Source organism: Acidobacteriota bacterium, from assembly GCA_026393675.1.
GTDB lineage: Bacteria > Acidobacteriota > Vicinamibacteria > Vicinamibacterales > JAKQTR01 > JBAXOX01.
Map to the genome: position 1 here is coordinate 87,872 of JAPKZQ010000045.1, position 19,670 is coordinate 107,541.

Genomic DNA, 19,670 nt, shown 5'->3' on the forward strand with positions numbered 1-19,670 from the left:
TTGGAATCCTTGATCGCCGACCTCGTGCGGGTGTTGAGACGGTCCGATCATAGTAGTTGACATTGTAGAAACATGTAGATACGATAGGGGCTGTCTATGTCACCGAAGGAACTCACCGCGTTTCGTGTCGCTCCGGACATCATGGCCGGGCTTCGTGCGATCAAAGAGCGGGATGGGGTTCCGTTGTCGGTCCAACTCGATCGCGCGCTGCGCGCCTGGCTGGATGCGAAGGGGATGCAGACAAAGACGGCCTCCCGACGTGTGCAACCACGCCGGAAGGCCTAAACCGTCACCCTGTCGTAACCAGGCCGACGATCTGGCTGGTATTCTACCAGTCCGGCCCGCCGGCCTCCGATCTGGAGGCACCGATGAAGCAGAAGACACCTACCCACAACGCTCGGACGCCGATTACTTTCGACGTGGATGATCCCGCTCAGTTCTTCTCGGACCTGAAGATACTGCGCGGCGCCGTGTCCATGCTCAACGGCGTCGTGGTCGCAATGGAGCGATCGGACGAGGAAGACGGGGCCGGCGCGTTCTATGGCGCCAGCGAACTCACCGACCACCTCTGCGGCTTCGTGAAGCTGGACGACATGGACCGGTTGTATGAAGCCGCGAAAGAGGCCTTTGATCGGCAGTTCAAGCAGTCGGTCCAGGCCTATCGCGCGGCCCAGGCGGCGCCCGTGGTGAAGCCGAAGCGGGCCAGGGCGAAGAGGCGGTGACGTATGGGCCAGATCCGACAACGCGGCGCCGTCTACTGGATTCGCTACTACCGCGACGGCAAGCGGTACGAGGAAAGCACGCGCAGCAAGAAAGAAGGCGAGGCTAAGCGACAGCTCCGGCTCGCCGAAGGCGCGATCGAACAGGGCATCCCGGTCACGCCGAAGATCGGACGCCTGAAGTTCGACGACGCTGCAGCGGACCTCATCACTGACTACAAGGTGAACGGTAAACGATCGCTCGCGCACGTCGAACGCCGCGTTGGTCAGCATCTCAAGCCGACGTTTGGCGGGCGACGCATGGCCGGGGTCACGACGACAGACGTGCGAACCTACGTCGACAAACGCCAGAAGGAAGGCGCGGCGAACGCCAGCATCAACCGGGAACTGGCCGCACTCAAGCGCATGTTCTCGCTGGCGATCCAAGCGGGGAAGTTACTCCACCGTCCCCATATTCCGATGCTGCGGGAAGACAACACGCGACAAGGGTTCTTCGAGCGCTCCGCTTTCGAGTCCATGCGGGCGCATCTGTCGGCCGACCTGCAGCCCGTCGTCACGTTCGCCTACCTGACGGGCTGGCGCGTCCACAGTGAGATTCTGCCGATCACTTGGGGACAGGTCGACCGGCAAGCCGGGATCGTCCGTCTCGAACCCGGCACGACGAAGAACGGCGACGGCCGGGTGTTCGACTACTCGGGACTGCCTGACCTGGTCGATCTGTTCAATGACCTCTGGACGGCGCATGAGACGCTGGCGAGGACGAAGTGCACGATCTGCCCATGGGTGTTCAACCGGGCGGGCGAGCGGATTCGGAACTTCTGGCACGCGTGGCAGTCCGCGACGAAGGCGGCCGGATGCCCGGGGCGCATCCCGCACGACCTCCGGCGGACGGCCGTTCGGAACTTCGTCCGCGCTGGCGTGCCGGAGCGCGTGGCAATGAAATTGACGGGCCACAAGACGCGATCGGTGTTTGATCGTTACGACATCACGAGCCCGGGTGATTTGCGCGAAGCCGGGGCCAAGTTACACGAGGCCCGAAACGCGACAGGGACAATCACGGGGACAGTGGACCGATCCGGGGCGAAAACGGGAACCGGGACAGGCGGCTAAGGTATTCATTCTACACGCCGGAGTGACGGGACGGCTTTCGCAAGAGGGGCGATCCGTGCGGGACTTTCTATCACCGCGTGGTGCCCCCGGTCAATGTCGGGATGCGCCGACGCCGCTCTTACGCGTGGCGGCGCGGGAAATCGCCGCCCGCTGACCGCCGGGGTCGGCCGTCAGCCAATAAACAGCGGGTCCTCGTCGTCGAAACGGCTTGCCCCGCGCTTGCCAGCGCCGCCCCGGAACGACCGGAACGCGGACACGATGCCCCGCAGGGCCGCGACCACCGCCACCCCCTCGCGCATCGGGCCCACAATTACGCCCTGGACCACGGCCATGGTCTCTTCGGCGCGTTTGGTGGCGCTCGAGAGCAGCCGGTCCACGCGCTCAATCTGCACGGCCGCAAGGCTGGTCGCCTGCTGCATGTTGTCGGCCACGCGTCTCAGCCGATCGGCCAGCGGTCCGATCTCCTGCTGGACCTGACCGGACAACTGGTCCACCCGCCGGGCCAGCCGGGCAATCACGATGATGGCGCCCACCTGGACCAGGGCCATCACCACCGCGGCGATGGCAATGATGCCCAGGAAGAGGTTGGTGTTCTCGCCGGTCAAGTTAGCCCTACCCCTTCTCGCCGCGGGCGGTCTGATAGGCCTCGCGTCCGCGCTCGACGGCTGTCGCGAGATTCTCGCGCTGCTGCTTGAGGAATTCGCGCGTCTTCTCCGCCTGTTCGCGCGCCTTCTCGCTGATCATCTCCCGGGTCTCCTCACCCTTCGCCGGCGCGAAGAGCAGCGCGAGGACGGCCCCGACCAGGGCCCCCAGCGTGAAGGCGACCACGACTCCACCGGCTCCATTGTGTCGATCGTCTGACATGGTTCAGATTCCCTCGCGTGTTCGGTCGGCAGACAGGCATCCAACGGTACCGCGCCGCCGCCGGAGCCCGAGGGCTTGGGCCGAACCCGATCTCCGGCCCGTCCCGACCATCATACAACTGTCTGGCGCCGGCGCCGCCGGGAATGGCACGCCCGCTCACTAAATTAAGTCGACCGTCCCGCCAGACAGCAAGGCTGGGTCGTCCACGCCGAGGCTTCTGGCCCGGAACCGTTTGATCTGATCCCGCATCGACGCCGCCTTCTCGAACTCCAGGTTGGCCGCGGCGGTCTTCATCTCCCGCCCCAGTTCCGCGATTCTCGCGTCAATCTGGGCCTGGGTCATGTACGGTTCGCCTCCATCGCCAACGGACGGCACGCCCATGTAGTCGCGTTCGTAGACGCTGGTCAGGCCGCCGTCAATCGCCTTCACAATCGAGGCGGGCGTGATCCCGTGCTCTTCGTTATACGCCTCCTGCAGTTGCCGACGCCGCCCGGTTTCGCTGATGGCGGTCTTCATCGAATCGGTGACCCTGTTGGCGTACATGATGACCCGGCCATGCACGTTGCGCGAGGCACGGCCGGAGGTCTGAATCAGCGATCCGGCTGAACGAAGGAACCCCTCCTTGTCGGCGTCGAGGATGGCCACCAACGACACCTCCGGGAGGTCGAGCCCTTCGCGCAAGAGGTTGATGCCGATCAGCACGTCGAATGCGCCACGCCGCAAGTCGCGAAGAATCTCCACCCGTTCGAGCGTTTCGATGTCTGAATGCAGGTAGCGCACACGAACGCCGAGCTCGTGGTAATACTGGGTCAGGTCCTCCGCCATGCGTTTGGTGAGCGTCGTCACCAGCACCCGTTCGCCCGCGGCGGCGCGCGCTCGGATCTCGGCCAGCAGATCATCCACCTGTCCGCCGACCGGCCTGACCTCGATCGGGGGATCGACCAGGCCCGTGGGACGGATGATCTGCTCGACCACCACGCCACCCGCCTTGCGAAGCTCGTGGGGCCCCGGCGTCGCGGACACAAAGACGACCTGCTGTGCCCGCGCCTCCCATTCGTCAAAGGTCAGCGGGCGGTTGTCGAGCGCCGAGGGCAGCCTGAATCCGTAATTGACGAGCACTTCTTTGCGAGACCGATCCCCGTGATACATGCCTCGAATCTGCGGCACGGTCTGGTGGCTCTCGTCGACGACCACCAGCGCATCTGACGGCAGATAGTCCAGCAGCGTCGGCGGCGGTTCGCCCGGGCGCCGACCGGTCAGGTGGCGCGAGTAGTTCTCGATTCCGTGGCAGTACCCGATCTCGCGCATCATCTCGAGGTCGAACATGGTGCGCTGGTGCAGGCGCTGCGACTCCAGGAGCTTCCCGTCGGCCTGCAGCGTCGCCAGCCGTTCCGTCAGCTCGGCCTTGATGGATTCAACGGCCTGTCGCGTGCGATCGCGCGGCGTGACGAAATGGGTCTTGGGATAGACCGCCAGGCGGTCGAAACGGCGACGGACCTTGCCCGTCAGCGGGTCGAATGACGCGAGCGCGTCGACTTCGTCGCCGAAGAGCTCGATCCGGATGGCCGACTCGTCGTACGACGGAAACACCTCGACGATATCGCCGCGGACGCGGAAGGTGCCGCGCGTGAACTCGTAGTCGTTGCGCTCGTACTGGATCTCGACGAGCTTCCGCAGGATCTCGTCGCGGCCGATGCGCTGGCCGCGCTCGATCGGGAGCAACATGCCGTAGTAGGCCTCCGGCGAACCCAGGCCATAGATGCACGACACGCTGGCCACAATCAGCACGTCCCGGCGCTCCATAAGCGATCGGGTCGCCGAGAGGCGCATCCGGTCGATCTCGTCGTTGGTGGTCGCTTCCTTCTCGATGTACGTATCGGTTGCCGGCATGTACGCTTCCGGCTGGTAGTAGTCGTAGTAGCTGACGAAGTACTCGACGGCATTGTGCGGAAAGAAGCGGCGGAACTCCTGGAACAACTGGGCCGCCAGCGTCTTGTTGTGGACCATCACGAGGGTGGGCCGATTCACCCGCGCCACCACCTGGGCCATGCTGAACGTCTTACCCGATCCCGTCACGCCAAGCAGAACCTGGTACGGATCGCCGCGTCGCAGGCCGGCCTCAAGTTCGTCGATGGCGCGGGCCTGATCGCCCTTCAGTTCGAAGTCGGAGACGAGCGCGAATCGGTCAGTCGAGGATTCCATGCGCCCTTCGACTCAGTTGAGTTCCCCACTACACGGCGTCATCGCTGCCGTGAAACAAGGACCCACAGTTCTGCCACCGTCCTCCACCCGAGTGAGCTCAGGGCTTCGGAGACTCAAGGCGGGGGTGGGACAAACGGTCACGGGCGTCTCCGGTATGGCGCGAAATATCCCTGACGCGATCGCGTCTTGAGATCCGGGCGCGTGATCTTGATCTCGACCTTCCGCCACTTGCCGTCCGTGCGGGCGTTGGTCGACAGGTATCCAACGGTGTACTGCGCCTTGATTTCGGCGAGCACCTTCTCGTACGCCGATTCGATGTCCTTGACCGACGAGGGGAAGAACGCCTGGCCACCGGTGGGTTCCGTCAGCCGCTGAATCCGCGATCGGGCCTCGAACTGGTACGACGATCCCTGATGGTCCAGAAACCCGATCATGTACATCGTCACGTCTGACGCTTTGAGCAGATCGATGACGCCCCCGTAGTTGATCGAGCTTGTGTTGTCGCCGCCGTCGCTGTAGGCGACCAGGATCTTCCGCCCCTCCTGGGATCCTGCGCCGTGAAGATAGACGCCCAGCGCATCGTACAGCGCCGTCATCCCATCCGGTTTTCGAAGGCGAATCCGCTCAATCAGCCGAGCGAAGTCGTTCTGACCATACCGGGCCACTCGCACTTCGGTGTCGAAATCCACCAGCGTGACGTCGACCGCCTCGGACAGGGCGTTCAGGAACTTCACCGCCGCCGTCCGCGACAGCGCGATATCCTCGTCCATGCTGCCGCTCGTGTCGAACAGCAGGCCGAGGTGGAGTTCGGCCGACGCGGTCGATTCCCCGCCGCGCGAGAAGAACTTCAGCTCTTGCCGCTTGCCGTCCTCGTAGACCTCGAAGTCGGGCTCGGCCAAGTCGGTGACCAGCGTGCCGCGCTTGTCAACGACGGTGACGCCGAGGCTTACCAGATCGACATTCGATCTGAATACCTGTGCGCCCGGGCGCCCGGCCGCCGCCAGCACGAGCAGACCAACCGCTGTCACCGCGAGCTTCACGCACGTCCCCACGCTGTCAAGGTCTTGCCCATGCCACATCTTATACCGGGTACGCGCCTCCCCCCTTACCAGCCGCCGACGTATAATTGACAGGTTCTCGTGATAATCCGGTGCGCACCCGTTCGGCAGGACTCGGCAAGATGAAGTGCCTGTCCGTCTGCCACAGCGAACTGGTGATCAGGACACTCGAGCAGGTTCTGCCACCGCAGTTCGATGTTGAATTTCTCGTCGACAGCCGCCCGCTGGCGCGACGGCTCCACGAGGCTGGCGTCGCCATCAGCGCCGGGGATCTTCGCAAGACCGACACCTATCTCAAAGCCGATCTGTCCCCGCACACCTGCGTCATCGTCGAAGACAACGGCCGGCAGAGTCTCAAGCGGGTGCTGCAGGCGATCACCGGCGCGGGTGGCACGCTCATCTATGTGTTGGCGACGCCGATGGGCGGCGCCGACGGAAGCGCGGCGAAGCGCGAAGAACAGCTGCGGGCCCAGTTTCCGGAGCTGGGATTCCTGTCACTCGCCGAACTGGTCGGCGGACCGCTGGTCACCGAAGTCAGCCGCTCGCTGACCCGCGCCCGGGTGCAGCAATACCAGCGCTACTTCAATGACGCGGACCGCATCCTGATCCTGCTCCACAACGATCCCGACCCCGACGCGATGGCCTCAGGGCTGGCGCTGCGCAACGTGCTGCGGCGCACCAAGACGACGGCCATCATCGGGGCGCTCCAGGGCGTGACTCGCCCCGAAAATCAGCGCATGGTCAACCTGCTCGACATCCAGGTCGAGACGCTGACGGAACACTCGGTCAAGGAATTCGAGCGCATCGCGATGGTGGACGTGCAACCCCACTACTTCGGCGGCCTGCTCGACAGAGTCGACCTCGTGATCGACCACCATCCACCGCAAGCCGGATACGGCGCGCTTTTCAAGGACATCCGGCCCAACTACGGCTCGACCAGCACGATCCTGACCGAGCACCTGCGTGCTGTCGACGTGAACATCTCCGAGCGCACGGCGACGGCGATGTTGTACGCCATCAAGTCGGATACGCTGTTTTTCAACCGCCAGGCCAACCGCGTCGATATTGAGGCGTTCTCCTATCTCTACCCGCTGGCGGATGCCGCGATGATTCGGAAGATGGAGGGCGCGGAAATCACGTTCGAACGGCTGGCGTACGTCACGCGTGCCCAGCAGACCGGGCTCGCAGGCGACCAGGTCTTCTCAGCATTCCTCGGGACGATTCCCCGCGAGGATTTCATCCCGTACGTCGCCGACTTCTTCCTCCAGCTTGAGGACGTCAAATGGACGGTGATCTCCGGCATCGTCAACGACACGCTCGTCCTCTCGGTGAGAAATCTCGGCTACACCCGCAACGCGGGTGAGATGGTGCGGAGACTCTTTGGGGATATCGGCAATGCGGGCGGCCATCGGGCAATGGCCAAGGCCGTCGTCCCCCTGCAGGCGTTTGTCGAGCGCCACGGTCAGCTGACGCCCGAACAGATCAACGTCACGATCAGGGAACTCGCCCTGCAGTTTCTCCGCGACCACAATCCGGCTGATAAGAAGAAATAGCAGAACTACGGTGTGACATCGGCCGCGCCCACCACCGGCTCCACGAACTGCCGGTAGGCGTCGGCGTACCCCATATCAATCAGTTCGGTCAGTTGCGCCATCCGGTCGGATCGACCGTCGTACGCCCCGCCAAAATCGAGCGGCCCGACGGGATTGTGTTCCGGTCTGATGAGATGGAGGTTTCTGAACTGGTCCATCCGCGCCGCCAACGCGTCTCTCATCGTCGCGGTATCGCGCGACAGCAGCCACTGGCCGAGCCTGCCGCGCCCGTCGACGCGCGGATCCGTGAGCGCATGCGGCTCGTCCGGTGCCGGCGTCGCCGACACGATGATCACCTGTTCGGCGCCAGCCGCGACCACCTCTTCGAGGAGCCTGATGGTCGCATCCGGGCGATCGCACAGCCGGTGAGTCTCGCCGCACCAGTAGCTCTCGGCCGCGAACGTCACCGGCCAGGGCGGCGTGACGACGGGAAGCGACAGCGCCGCGGCCAGGACATCGACCACGTGGTCACGGTCCGCGCCGGCCAGGTCCAGCGTTTCGTTCGCCCGGTCGGACCATCCCGACGTCCGGCGGCGGCGGCCAAAGAAGGCGGCTCGATGCGGCTCGCCCAGCACGGCCGCGATCAGATCGCGCCTGGCATCGACATCGTGCACGAGCGCGATGACTTCCCTGAATCCCGGCTGGCCGACGTTATCCGAGAGCAGCTCCGAGTACCGGCGTGAGAGCTGCACCGGGTCTGGCTGCGGCACCCTGGCACCACCGGAAATCAGGCGCCACAGCGCCAGGCGCCAATGGTCAATCGCCTCCCGCGCGCTCACAGGGGCGCCAAACGCGCGCCACCAGAAGCGGCCTCGCTCACGGTGGCGCCCGCGCAAACGACCGCGGGCCGCCGCCACGGCCACGACACCCACGCCGATGATGGCCAGGACCAGTGCGATCTGGGCCAGCCAGGACGGCAGGCGGTTCGGCAGGAAGGCCTCGTGCACCAGCGACGCGTATCCGTCAGCCAACGCGTTGCTGGCGTTCAACTGCACCAGGCGCAGCAGAAACGCGAGTGGGTAGACGATGAGGCCCAGCGCCAGCAGGCCGAGGGGAACGGCGAGCAGGCCGGCCACCGCTCCACACAACCACCCAAGCACACGCAGGATGCGCCGCCACGGGTAGAGCCGCCGCACGCCAGCCTCGCGCCAGAATCCATCGGCTTTCCACAGCGGTTCGGCCCCATCAATCGCGGCGAAGCACGCGCCGACGACGCCAACGCCGTGACCGGCGACCAGATCAATGCGGACGCCCGCCTCGCCCAGTGCCTTGAGCACGCCGGCGTGGTACGCCCCGGCCGTTCCGGTGCCCGTCAGCACCAGCGCGGTCCGGGTTTTCGATGAGTAGGGCTCGCGCCCGGCCATCAAGCCTCGTCGTGAACGGTGGTGAGTTTGAGGATCTCGAAGCGACGTTCGCCGGTTGGTGTGGCCACGACGGCCTCGTCGCCCGCCTGCTTGTTGACCAGCGCCTTCCCAATCGGCGAACTGGTTGAAACCAGTCCCTTGGTCGCGTCCGCGTCTTCTGGCATCACAAGTTGATACGTCACGGTCCCGTCGTTGCCGTCCTCGCGCAGGACGACCGTCGACCCGAACCCGGCGCGGTCGTGCGGAAGGCGATCGAAGTTCATCAGCGAAATCTCGGCCATCCGTTTTCGCAGCATGCCCATCCGCGCCTGCACGAACGTCTGGCGCTCCTTGGCGGCCTGGTACTCGGCGTTCTCGCTGAGATCACCCAGTTCACGGGCCCGCTGGATCTCTTTCGGGAGTTCGGTCCGCAGTTCCCGGTCGAGATCCCCGGCTTCGTCTTCGAGACGCTTCAGAATCCGAGCCTTCATGTCGTCTTCTCGACGTGGCCGATCGCTGGTATTTCCCGACATCACGGCTCCCGTCCGCCATCCGCCCTGCCCGGATGGCGCTCCTGCACGATTGGACCCGTGAAGACGGGCCTAAACTTTGAGTGTAGCATATCTGTTATCCTCTTCCTGGGCCGGGGAGCGGCCTGATCCTCACGTGACGTTAGGACCCGGGAGGAAATAGCTATGCCAACACACTTATTTCCTTCCGGGTCCTTAATCCGAAGCCGCCAACATCGGTTCGTCCAACGCTGCCGGGAGCTTGCCAGGGGACACGACCCCGAGAACGGCGAGATTCTGCTCGACGGCGCGCACCTGGTGCAGGAAGCGCTCTCCGCCGGGTTGAGCGGACTCACGGTGGCCGTTCGCCCCGACGTTCGGGAGCAGCCGGACGTCGCGCCGCTTCTGGACCAGTTGATGACGGCGGGGGCCGTCATTCTGGACGCGAGCGCCGAGGTCATCGCCGCCGCCAGTCCCGCACGGACGCCGTCCGGCATCGTCGCAGTTGCGACATTCAAGCTCAAGCCCCTTGGAGAGGTCTTCCGGCGGACACCATCGCTGGTCGTTGCGGCCATCGACGTTCAGGACCCGGGCAATGTCGGCGCCATCGTACGGGCCGCCGAAGCCGCAGGCGCGACCGGTGTCGTCGTCGCGGGTCAGTCGGCCGATCCGCTCGGATGGAAGGCCATCCGCGGATCGATGGGCAGCGTGTTTCGGACGCCTGTTGCCTGCGCCGCGACGATCGAGGCGGTGCTCGACGCGGCACGGGCGCGGGGGCTCCTCATCGTCGCCACGACGCCGTCGGGAGGCCGTGGTCTGTTCGACATGGACCTGACACGGCCCACGCTGGTGCTGGTCGGAGGGGAAGGCGGCGGCTTGCCACCGACGCTGGTTGAAGCGGCCGATGCCCGGATGCGGATTCCGATGGACCCACCCGTCGAATCACTCAACGTGGCGGTCGCCACGGGCGTCATCCTGTTCGAGGCGCGCCGTCAGCGCCTGGCCGCGAGGCGATTGTGACTACCGACGATCTGTTCGACGGCGAACATCCGCCTTCGCAGGCTGGCCGTGCGCCGCTGGCCGACCGGATGCGGCCCCGCTCGTTCGAAGAGTATGTCGGGCAGGACGCGCTGATGGGACCCGGCCGGCCCTTGCGCGAAGCCATCGAACGTGACCTGCTGCAGTCGGTCATTCTGTGGGGCCCGCCGGGCACGGGCAAGACGAGCCTCGCTCGGCTGATTGCCGAATCGACCCAGGCGCACTTCATCGCCTTCTCGGCCGTGCTCGCCGGCATCAAGGAGATCAAGGAGGTGATGGCCGAAGCCGAGCGGGCGCGTCACGCGCGGGGCCGCCGCACCATCCTGTTTATCGACGAGATCCACCGATTCAACAAGGCGCAACAGGACGCGTTCCTGCCGCGCGTCGAAGGCGGCGACATCGTGCTCATCGGCGCGACGACGGAGAATCCGTCTTTCGAGGTGAATGCCCCGCTGCTGTCGCGATCGCAGGTGTTCGTCCTCCAGCCACTGAGCGAATCCGACCTGCTGACGGTGCTGGCGCGGGCGACGAGCGATGCGGAGCGGGGTCTGGGTGCCGACCCGGTTGACGTCGAACCCACGGCCCTCTCTGCCATTGCCCGCTATGCCAATGGCGACGCCAGGGTCGCCCTGAATCTGCTCGAATTCGCGGCCGCATCCGCGCCTGTCGTCAATGGCCGCGGGTTTGTTGACGAGGCGTTTCTGCGATCGTCGGTGGCCCGCCGGGCGCTCATCTACGACAAGGCCGGCGAAGAGCACTACAACCTGATCTCCGCGCTGCACAAGTCCATGCGCAATAGTGATCCGGATGCGGCGGTGTACTGGCTGGCGCGTATGTTGGAGGGTGGCGAGGACCCGTTGTATATCGCGCGCCGGCTCGTGCGGTTCGCGTCGGAAGATGTCGGTAACGCTGATCCGCAGGCGCTCGCCATCACCGTGGCCGCCAAGGACGCGGTCCACTTCATCGGGATGCCGGAGGCCAACACCGCGCTGACTCAGGCCGTCACGTACCTGTCGACGGCGCCAAAGAGCAATGCCGTCTACCGCGCGTACCTCCGCGCCGCCGCAGACGCGCACACCGACCGCGCCGAACCGGTCCCGCTGCATCTGCGGAACGCCCCGACCAAGCTGATGAAAACGCTCGAGTACGGCAAGGGCTACGAGTACGCCCATGACGAGGCCGACGCCGTGACTGGTATGGACTGCCTGCCGCCGAACCTCGCCGGCAGAAAGTACTACGAGCCCACCGACCGCGGATTCGAGAAGGAACTAAAACGACGGCTGGACAGTTGGGCGGAACTCAAGCGCAGACGCCGCCAGTAGCGTCCAGCACCTCGCGCACTTTTGCGCCGAGCGCCTCGGCCGAGAACGGTTTCGGAATGAGCGTCGCCCCTTCCTCCAGAACGCCGTGGTGTGAGATGGCATCGTCGGTGTACCCCGACATATAGAGAACCCTGATGGCGGGCCGAGTCGTCTGCACTCGCCTCACCACGTCGGGTCCAGCCATGCCAGGCATGATCACGTCGGTGAGGATCAGTTGGATCGGCTCCAGGAAGGTGTCGGCGATTCTGAGCGCCTCAGCTCCGCTGGACGCCTCCAGCACCCGGTACCCGGAGCGCTCGAGCAACGTCCGCGCAAGGACACGCACCGCGCCTTCATCTTCGACCAGGAGAATCGTCTCCGAGCCGCGGCCAGGCTCGGGTCTGCGCACCCCGGGGCTCGAATCCGTCAACGCTTCTTCGACAGCCGGGAGAAACACCTGAAAGGTCGTGCCCCCGTCCACCTGGCTCGTGAAGGTCACATGTCCACCACTTTGCCGCACGATACCGTAGACGGTGGACAGCCCGAGCCCGGTTCCCTTGCCCCGTGTCTTGGTCGTAAAGAACGGCTCGAAGATCCTGGCCTGCACGGCCTCTGACATCCCGGTTCCCGTGTCGCTGACGACGAGCATCGCGTGTGGCCCGGCGAGCAGATTCCCGTGCTGCGCGACGTCGGCCTCGCGAATCTCGACGTTCGCCGTCCTGAGTGTCAGCCTGCCTCCGTGCGGCATGGCGTCGCGGGCGTTCACCGCCAGATTGAGCACGACCTGCTGGAGCAGGTTCGGGTCAGCCCTCACTCTCCCGAGGCCAGCCGCGAGCACCGTCGTCAGTTCGATGTCCTCGCCAATCAGACGACGCAGCATCGATTCCACGTCGGCGATGACGGTATTGAGATCGCACACGACGGGAGCCATCACCTGTTTCCTGCTGAAGACCAGCAACCGTCCGGTAAGCTCCGTGGCCCGTTCGGCGGCCTTCCTGACTTCTTCCAGCGGCTCACGGTCAGCGCTCGCCTTGGGCATCGCGTCGAGTGCCAGTTCCGTGAATCCCCTGATCACCTGCAGCAGGTTGTTGAAGTCGTGTGCGATGCCGCCGGCAAGCCGTCCCACGGCTTCCATCTTCTGGGCTTGGCGCAGTTCCGTCTCAAGGTCGATCTGTCTGGCTTCGAGTTCCATCGATTCCAGGCCGAACGAGATGGTCGCACCGAGTTGTTCGAGCAGCTGTGCCTCGACGGGATCGAAAAAACCGGGTTCTGCTGCATACATGCTGAAGGCGCCGAACACGCGTCCTTCGATCATCAGGGGAACCGACGCAGCAGCCAGAAAACCAGATGCCAGGGCTTCTGTCCGCCATGACGCCGAGGACTTCAGTAACTGGATGTCGTTCACCACCACGAGGCGATCGCGGCAGGTCAACGTCCCGCTCGGATTGCCCTCGTCGGGAGGCGGATCAGGCGGTCCCGTCCTGTCGCGAAGATAGCCGATCGCTGGCCCGCTCGCGGCGACCACCTCGAACGGGCCATCAGGTTGGCCTATGACGCCGATCCACGCCAATCGGAAGAGCCCGACCTCCACGGCGATCCGGCACACCTCGGAGAACATCTGCTCGCGACTCCGAACGCGCACGACTGTCTGGCTCGTCTCACTCAGCATCGCGTACAGCCGGTTCAGGCGCAGGATCTGCTGCTCGGCCTTCTTGCGTTCCGTCACGTCTCGAACGACCGCCAGTAACACGGGGTCGCCCCCGACCATCATGCCGCGCGAACTGACTTCGACGGGAAACGTCGTCCCGTCGCTGCGCCGGTGGACCGACTCGAACCGCACGCGGTTGTCCATGGCGCGTTGCGCGCGAGCGGCCAGCCCGGGCTGCGCCTCCGGGGCCACAATGTCCAGGACCGACCGCCCCGTAAGGTCGTCGGGTGCGAATCCGTACGCGACTGCGGCTGCGGCATTGACCTCGAGGAGCGCGAGGTCGTCACCGCGAAAGACGAACATGATGTCGGTGGCATGCTCCGACAGCAGATGGTACCGCTCGATACTGGCCTGTGCCCGCTTCTGCTCCGCCACGACCGCCGCCGTCAGAAGCGACAACAGCACCGCGATACAGACGAAGCTCTGCAGCATCAGCACCTGACCGCTCACGGTTCGGGCATCCGCGACAAACGGGCCAGCGCCGTGGACCGTGCTCCACACCGCGAAGCCCGTCACGATGATCGAGGCAACCGTGGCGACGAACGGACCGGTTCGCAGGGCTGCCCACATCAGCCAGGGAAACACCAGATAGAGCGGCAACCCGGGCCCGGTATGGGGATCGGCAAACGGCTGAAACACCATCACGCTGACCGCTGCCAGCGTGGTGAGCAGCGCACCGATCTCGATACCGCCCATCAGGCCCTTGTCCTTCATGTGGCGCACGCCGTCGCGCCAGGCCAGAATGAGCGGTGCCACCTGGAGCATGCCGACGCCATTCGACATCCACCAGCTGAACCAGGTGGGCCAGAACGGCAGCCCACGGTTGAATGCGGTCACGGCGGCTCCCATCACGGCGGTGATGGCGTTGCTCCCGACAGCCGCCACCAGCACCAGCGCGACGACTTCCTTCAGTCGGCCGAGGGTGACCGGTGTACCGACCGCGCGCACCAGCAGCATCGCGGCCAGGCCCTCTTCGATGATGTCGGCCGTCGAGTACGCGACCGCCACGAGCGAGGGCAAGCCGCCGGCCAGTCCAAGGGCAGCGTTGGTCAGCCACGTGACCGCCAGCCAGAGCGGCCATCTGCGCCTGGGGCTGAGCGTCAAGACCGCCAGGACCAGGCCACTCGCCGGCCAGATGGCAGTGACGCTATTGGGACCGGCCTGAGACAGCTGCGCAAGGGTGACTGCCAGGTAGTAGGCCGCGACAAACAGGCACACGCGGAGGGTCGTCGACTCGGACACACGTCGGCGCGTCGGAGAGAGAACGCGTTCGCCGACAGCATCCATGCGTCGCTCCCTGCATCCCGTGGCCGTCAGAGACGGATCGGCGGATGATATCACCGGGCCGACTGCGGCCCATGACCCGCCATACGGCGGACCAGCACCTTCCTGTTCATCTCACGGTCTTCAACGAACAGGATTGGGAGGGGTTGAACTCAGCGGCTGGCGGGCCGATGCTCGGTCGAGACCCCTGGCGCGGGCGCATCAAGGAGAGAATCGACATCGGACGGTCGCCCATGAGCCGTGAAGCGGCCACCGACAAGGTCGGGCGTGATAAGTCACGCCAATGGATGCCGGCGTTCGCCGGAATGACGAGATCTGCTTTTTCAAATGCGCTGAAAGTTCTTCTCGATCTCGCGGCGTGAGAGCCTGAGCATCACGGGCCGGCCGTGCGGGCACACGGTCGAATAGGCGGTCAGCCGCAACTCCTCGAGGATGTGCAGCATCTTGTCCTGGGTGAGCGGATCGTTCGCCTTCACAGCCGCATGGCACGCCATCGTCGCCGCGATCTGGCGCAGATGCTCGTTGACCGGCACCGACCCTCCCAGACCTTCGAGATCCTGCGCGAGCGCCTGGAGCGATGCGGTACCCTGCTCGCGCCCGAGGATGGCCGGCATCGCCGTCACGCGCACGCTGGTCGGACCGAACTCCTCGACTTCGAACCCGCACTGGTGCAGCTCGACGGCGTGAGACAGGAGCGCGGACCGCGTATCAGGCGGCAGGTCCATGAGAATCGGCGTCAGCAGGCGCTGGCTCTCGAGTGGTCCGTCCGTCAGCCTCGCCATGATGCGTTCGTAGAGCACGCGCTCGTGCGCGACGTGTTGGTCAATGACGGCGACCCCGTCGTCATCAACGGCGATGATGAACGTGTGGCGGAACTGGCCGAGCGGAACGAGCGGCTTGATGGTCACCGCCCCGGGAGCAGCCGGCTGGTCTGGCCCAACGCCCGCCGACTGAAACGTCTGACCGCCCACCGCCGGCAACGTGCCGGTGAGCATCTCGCCCGACGGCTGCCCGGGCACCATCGACGTTCCGGTCCCCCCGGCCGTGGTGCGTTGCAGGTCCGTCATCAGGCTCGGCAGTGACAGGTTGACGGCCTGCACCACGCCGGTCTCCGACGAGAGCCTCAACTCCGGCGTCGGGCCTGAACCCAGCGATTCCTGGACAGCTCGACGCACGATTTCGTGCACCATCGACTGCTGGTGGAAGCGCACCTCGGCTTTGGTCGGATGCACGTTGACATCCACGGACTCGGCGGGCATTTCGATAAACAGGTGCGCCTCTGGGCTCCGCTCTTTCGCGGTTGCCGAGGCATACGCGTCAATCACGGCGTGCGCGATGGTGCGGTCCTTGACGATCCGCTGATTGACGAAGAACTGCTGGGCGCCGCGCGTCGGCCCCTGCTCCGCCAGCGCCGCAATGTAGCCACGGATGCTCAGGCCGCCAGCCTCCTTCTGCACCAGCACCAGATCGGGGCGCTCGCCGTAGAGCTGGTAGAATCGATCCTCCATACGGCCGGCGGGTGGGCACCTCAGCAGCACGCGCGGACCGCTTGTCAGCGTGAACCCGACGGTGGGGTTGGCCAGCGCCAACTGGGTGACCATCCGCGACACCTGCGTTGATTCGGCCACGTCCGACTTGAGAAACTTCCGACGGGCCGGCAGGTTGTAGAACAGATCGCTCACCTCGACGATCGTGCCGGGCGCCATGCCGACTTCGGTCACCGAGGCAAGCGCGCCGCCATTGACGCGAAGCTCGGTCCCGGCCTCCGCGTCACGCGTTCGCGTCCTGAGCACCAGATGGGACACCGAACTGATGCTCGGCAGCGCTTCGCCGCGGAACCCCATCGTGTGAATGGCTTCGAGATCCTCGGCGCGGGCGATCTTGCTCGTCGCGTGCCGCTCGAGCGACAACCGGGCGTCGTCGGGCTCCATTCCCTCCCCGTCGTCTTCGACACGGATGAGCTTCTTTCCCCCCATCTCAATGGCGACGGTGATACGGGATGCGCCGGCGTCGATGGCGTTCTCGACCAGCTCCTTGACGACAGACGCGGGGCGTTCCACGACTTCGCCGGCGGCGATCTGGTTGGCGAGTTCCGGCCGGAGCTGGTGGATCTTGGCCATCGACGACCTAGTCGCCGACCTTGACCGCGAGCGCTGCGTGTGCGGCCGCAAGCCGGGCCACCGGCACGCGATACGGTGACGCGCTGACGTAGTTGAGACCCACCTTGTGGAAGAAGTGGATAGACGAAGGATCGCCGCCGTGCTCGCCGCAGACACCGAGCTTGATGCCCGGCCGCGCCTTGCGTCCCTTCTCCACGGCCATCGCCACAAGCTGCCCGACGCCGACCGTGTCAATCGACTGGAACGGGTCGCGATCCATGATCTTGCGTTCCAGGTAGCTGCCCAGGAACTTCCCGATATCGTCACGCGAGAACCCGAAGGTCATCTGCGTCAGGTCATTGGTGCCGAACGAGAAAAACTGCGCCTCGGTGGCGATCTCGTCGGCGGTCACCGCTCCTCGCGGCACCTCGATCATCGTGCCCACGAGGTAGGTGATCTTGACGCCCTGCTCCTTCATCACCTCCGCGGCCACGCGGTCGACGATGACTTTCTGATCGCGAAGTTCCTTGACGAGACCGACGAGGGGAATCATGACCTCGGGTGTGACCTTGAAGCCCTCCTTGGCCAACTGGCACGCCGCCTCGAAGATGGCCCGCGCCTGCATCTCGGTGATTTCCGGATACGTGATCCCGAGGCGCACGCCACGGTGGCCCAGCATCGGATTGAATTCGTGCAACTGCTCGACCCGATGCAGCAGCGTCCGCTTGGCCGTCAACTCGGCCGGATTCCCGCCCGTCACCTCGAGTTTCGCGATCTCCACCATGAGATCTTCGCGCTTCGGCAGGAACTCGTGCAGCGGCGGGTCGATCGTGCGAATCGTCACCGGCTCGCCGTGCATCGCCTTGAAGACGCCGTAGAAGTCGGCACGCTGTAGCGGCAGCAGTTCCGAGAGCGCCGTCCGGCGGTCCTTCTCGTTGTCGGCGAGGATCATCCGCTGCACCTTCTCGATACGGCCCTCGCCGAAGAACATGTGCTCGGTGCGGCACAAGCCGATCCCACGGGCACCGAAGGCGTACGCCAACTCCGACTGATCGGGCTGGTCGGCGTTGGCGCGGATCCCCAATGTGCGGACCTTATCCGCCCATCCCAGCAGCGTGCTGAAGCGCTGGTAGATGTCGGAGTCTCCCGGCTTCATCTCGCCGGCCAGCACCTGCAGGATCTCGCTCGGTTTGGTGGCGACCCTGCCGAGCTTCACTTCGCCCGACAAGCCGTCAAACGACACGTAGTCGCCTTCGTTGATCGTCGCGCCGCCCACCGAAAACACCTTGGCTCTCTCGTCAATCTCGAGCGCCCCGGCGCCAACCACCGACGGCCGTCCCATCTGCCGGCCCACAACGGCGGCATGCGAAGTCATCCCACCCGTGGCGGTGAGCACGCCCTGCGCCACTTCCATGCCATGGATGTCGTCCGGCACGGTCTCCTTCCGCACGAGGAGAACCTTCTTGCCCTGCGCCGTCCAGGCCACCGCCTGGTCGGCGCTGAACACGACCTGCCCCGAGGCTGCACCCGGCGACGCCGGGAGCCCCTTGGCTGCCACCGGGAGCTTCTTCCACTCGGCGGGGTCGAACACGGGCGAGAGCAACTGCGACAGCGACGACGGCTCAACCAGCAGCAGAGCCTCGGCCGGCTTCAGCAGCTTCTCCTTGACGAAGTCGGTGGCGATGCAGACTGCCGCATAGCCCGTGCGCTTGCCGCTGCGCGTCTGCAACATGAACAGCTTCTCGTCCTCGATCGTGAACTCGAAGTCCTGAATATCCTTGTAGTGCCGCTCCAGCCGCGTCGTGAAGTCGCGCAACTGCTTGTAGGCCTTCGGCATCACGTCGGCCAGTTCGGTGATCGGTCGCGGAGTGCGGACTCCCGAGACGACGTCCTCGCCCTGGGCATTGATGAGGAACTCGCCGAAGAACTCCTTCGCCCCGGTCGCCGGGTTGCGGGTAAAGCCGACGCCGGTCGCCGAACGCTCGCCGGAATTCCCAAACACCATCTTCTGCACGTTGACGGCTGTGCCGATGTGGTCGGGAATCTCGTAGATGCGGCGGTAAGAAATCGCCCGCGCGTTGTTCCACGAGCGGAACACGGCGTTGCGCGCGCCCCGCAACTGCACGAGCGGATCCTGCGGAAAGTCCTTGTGCGTCTCGCGCTTGACGACGGCCCTGTAGCGGGAGACGACCTCGCGGAGCTGATCTTCTCCGAGATCGGTGTCGAACTTCGCCCCGTTGGCGTGCTTGACGGCTTCGAACTCGTGCTCGAACTTCTCCTTCGGAATCTCGAGCACGACGTTGCCGTACATCTGGATGAACCGGCGATAGCTGTCAAACGCGAACCGGCCATTGGACGTCCGCGCCTTGAGGCCTTCGACAGCGGCGTCGTTCAGGCCGAGATTGAGGATCGTGTCCATCATGCCAGGCATCGAGAACTTCGCCCCGGAACGCACCGACACGAGCAGTGGATTGGTGGTGGAGCCGAAGGTGGATCCGGCCACCCGCTCGAGCTTTCGCACGTGAGCCATCATCTCGTCATCGATAGCCTGCGGAAGCCGTCGGCCCTCGTCGTACCACAGGTTGCACGCCGCAGTGGAAATCGTGAATCCGGGTGGCACCGGCAGTCCGGCATTCGTCATCTCGGCGAGGCCAGCGCCTTTGCCGCCGAGGATGTCCTTCATGGTGCGGTCCCCTTCTGCTTTCCCGGCCGCAAACGCGTACACGTATTTCTTCGCAGGCGCGACCTTTTTCGGGGCGACCGTCTTTACGGGTTTCCTGACCACCGGTTTCCGGGTTGTCCTTAGTTTCGCTGTCTTCTTCGTCGTCTTCTTGGCCATGATC

16 protein-coding genes are annotated in these 19,670 nt (G+C 65.1%); 7 read left to right on the plus strand and 9 right to left on the minus strand.

Features of this window, described 5'->3' with window-relative positions:
• Positions 1-96: 96 nt before the first annotated feature.
• The 3 genes from NT151_11855 (at position 97) to NT151_11865 (ending at position 1,829) form a co-directional block, all read left to right on the plus strand.
• Complete coding sequence (locus NT151_11855; protein ID MCX6539608.1) at positions 97-285, plus strand: hypothetical protein; 189 nt, start codon at positions 97-99, stop codon at positions 283-285.
• Between the two features lie 83 nt (positions 286-368).
• The gene (locus NT151_11860) at positions 369-722 is read left to right on the plus strand and encodes a hypothetical protein (protein MCX6539609.1); all 354 of its coding nucleotides are present in this window, start codon (positions 369-371) and stop codon (positions 720-722) included.
• Between the two features lie 3 nt (positions 723-725).
• On the plus strand, positions 726-1,829 hold the full coding sequence (locus NT151_11865) for a tyrosine-type recombinase/integrase (GenBank protein ID MCX6539610.1): 1,104 nt from the start codon (positions 726-728) through the stop codon (positions 1,827-1,829).
• Between the two features lie 170 nt (positions 1,830-1,999).
• Here NT151_11865 and NT151_11870 read toward each other — a convergent pair whose 3' ends face one another.
• The 4 genes from NT151_11870 to NT151_11885 form a co-directional block, all read right to left on the minus strand.
• Positions 2,000-2,434 carry a hypothetical protein gene (locus tag NT151_11870; protein ID MCX6539611.1) on the minus strand — a complete coding sequence of 145 codons (435 nt, stop codon included), beginning with the start codon at positions 2,432-2,434 and terminating at the stop codon, positions 2,000-2,002.
• 7 nt (positions 2,435-2,441) lie between these two features.
• Positions 2,442-2,693: a YtxH domain-containing protein gene (locus NT151_11875; protein ID MCX6539612.1), complete on the minus strand. Its 252-nt coding sequence runs from the start codon at positions 2,691-2,693 to the stop codon at positions 2,442-2,444.
• Between the two features lie 159 nt (positions 2,694-2,852).
• Positions 2,853-4,895, minus strand: coding sequence for an excinuclease ABC subunit UvrB (gene uvrB / locus NT151_11880; GenBank protein ID MCX6539613.1), 2,043 nt, complete (start codon positions 4,893-4,895; stop codon positions 2,853-2,855).
• Between the two features lie 137 nt (positions 4,896-5,032).
• Positions 5,033-5,935 (minus strand): VWA domain-containing protein, encoded by a 903-nt coding sequence (locus NT151_11885; GenBank protein MCX6539614.1) that lies wholly within the window; start codon positions 5,933-5,935, stop codon positions 5,033-5,035.
• 140 nt (positions 5,936-6,075) lie between these two features.
• On the opposite strand from NT151_11885, the gene NT151_11890 reads away from it, so the two are divergent.
• The gene (locus NT151_11890; GenBank protein ID MCX6539615.1) at positions 6,076-7,506 is read left to right on the plus strand and encodes a DHH family phosphoesterase; all 1,431 of its coding nucleotides are present in this window, start codon (positions 6,076-6,078) and stop codon (positions 7,504-7,506) included.
• Positions 7,507-7,511: 5 nt separating this feature from the next.
• Here NT151_11890 and NT151_11895 read toward each other — a convergent pair whose 3' ends face one another.
• Complete coding sequence (locus NT151_11895; protein ID MCX6539616.1) at positions 7,512-8,909, minus strand: patatin-like phospholipase family protein; 1,398 nt, start codon at positions 8,907-8,909, stop codon at positions 7,512-7,514.
• Positions 8,909-9,379: a transcription elongation factor GreA gene (locus NT151_11900; protein ID MCX6539617.1), complete on the minus strand. Its 471-nt coding sequence runs from the start codon at positions 9,377-9,379 to the stop codon at positions 8,909-8,911. Before NT151_11900 ends, NT151_11895 begins: the two co-directional genes overlap by 1 nt.
• Positions 9,380-9,583: 204 nt before the next feature.
• On the opposite strand from NT151_11900, the gene NT151_11905 reads away from it, so the two are divergent.
• Complete coding sequence (locus tag NT151_11905) at positions 9,584-10,417, plus strand: RNA methyltransferase (GenBank protein MCX6539618.1); 834 nt, start codon at positions 9,584-9,586, stop codon at positions 10,415-10,417.
• Positions 10,418-10,485: 68 nt separating this feature from the next.
• Positions 10,486-11,757 carry a replication-associated recombination protein A gene (locus tag NT151_11910; GenBank protein ID MCX6539619.1) on the plus strand — a complete coding sequence of 424 codons (1,272 nt, stop codon included), beginning with the start codon at positions 10,486-10,488 and terminating at the stop codon, positions 11,755-11,757.
• Here the strand turns inward: NT151_11910 and NT151_11915 are convergent.
• Complete coding sequence (locus NT151_11915; GenBank protein MCX6539620.1) at positions 11,735-14,731, minus strand: MASE1 domain-containing protein; 2,997 nt, start codon at positions 14,729-14,731, stop codon at positions 11,735-11,737. The two genes, NT151_11910 and NT151_11915, sit on opposite strands and share 23 nt — an antisense overlap.
• 71 nt (positions 14,732-14,802) lie before the next feature.
• Between NT151_11915 and NT151_11920 the strand changes: the two genes are divergently transcribed.
• Positions 14,803-15,090 (plus strand): hypothetical protein, encoded by a 288-nt coding sequence (locus NT151_11920; GenBank protein MCX6539621.1) that lies wholly within the window; start codon positions 14,803-14,805, stop codon positions 15,088-15,090.
• Here NT151_11920 and mutL read toward each other — a convergent pair.
• Positions 15,052-16,848 (minus strand): DNA mismatch repair endonuclease MutL, encoded by a 1,797-nt coding sequence (gene mutL / locus NT151_11925; protein ID MCX6539622.1) that lies wholly within the window; start codon positions 16,846-16,848, stop codon positions 15,052-15,054. The genes NT151_11920 and mutL overlap by 39 nt on opposite strands.
• 7 nt (positions 16,849-16,855) lie before the next feature.
• Positions 16,856-19,666 (minus strand): pyruvate, phosphate dikinase, encoded by a 2,811-nt coding sequence (ppdK, locus tag NT151_11930; GenBank protein MCX6539623.1) that lies wholly within the window; start codon positions 19,664-19,666, stop codon positions 16,856-16,858.
• Positions 19,667-19,670 lie beyond the last annotated feature (4 nt).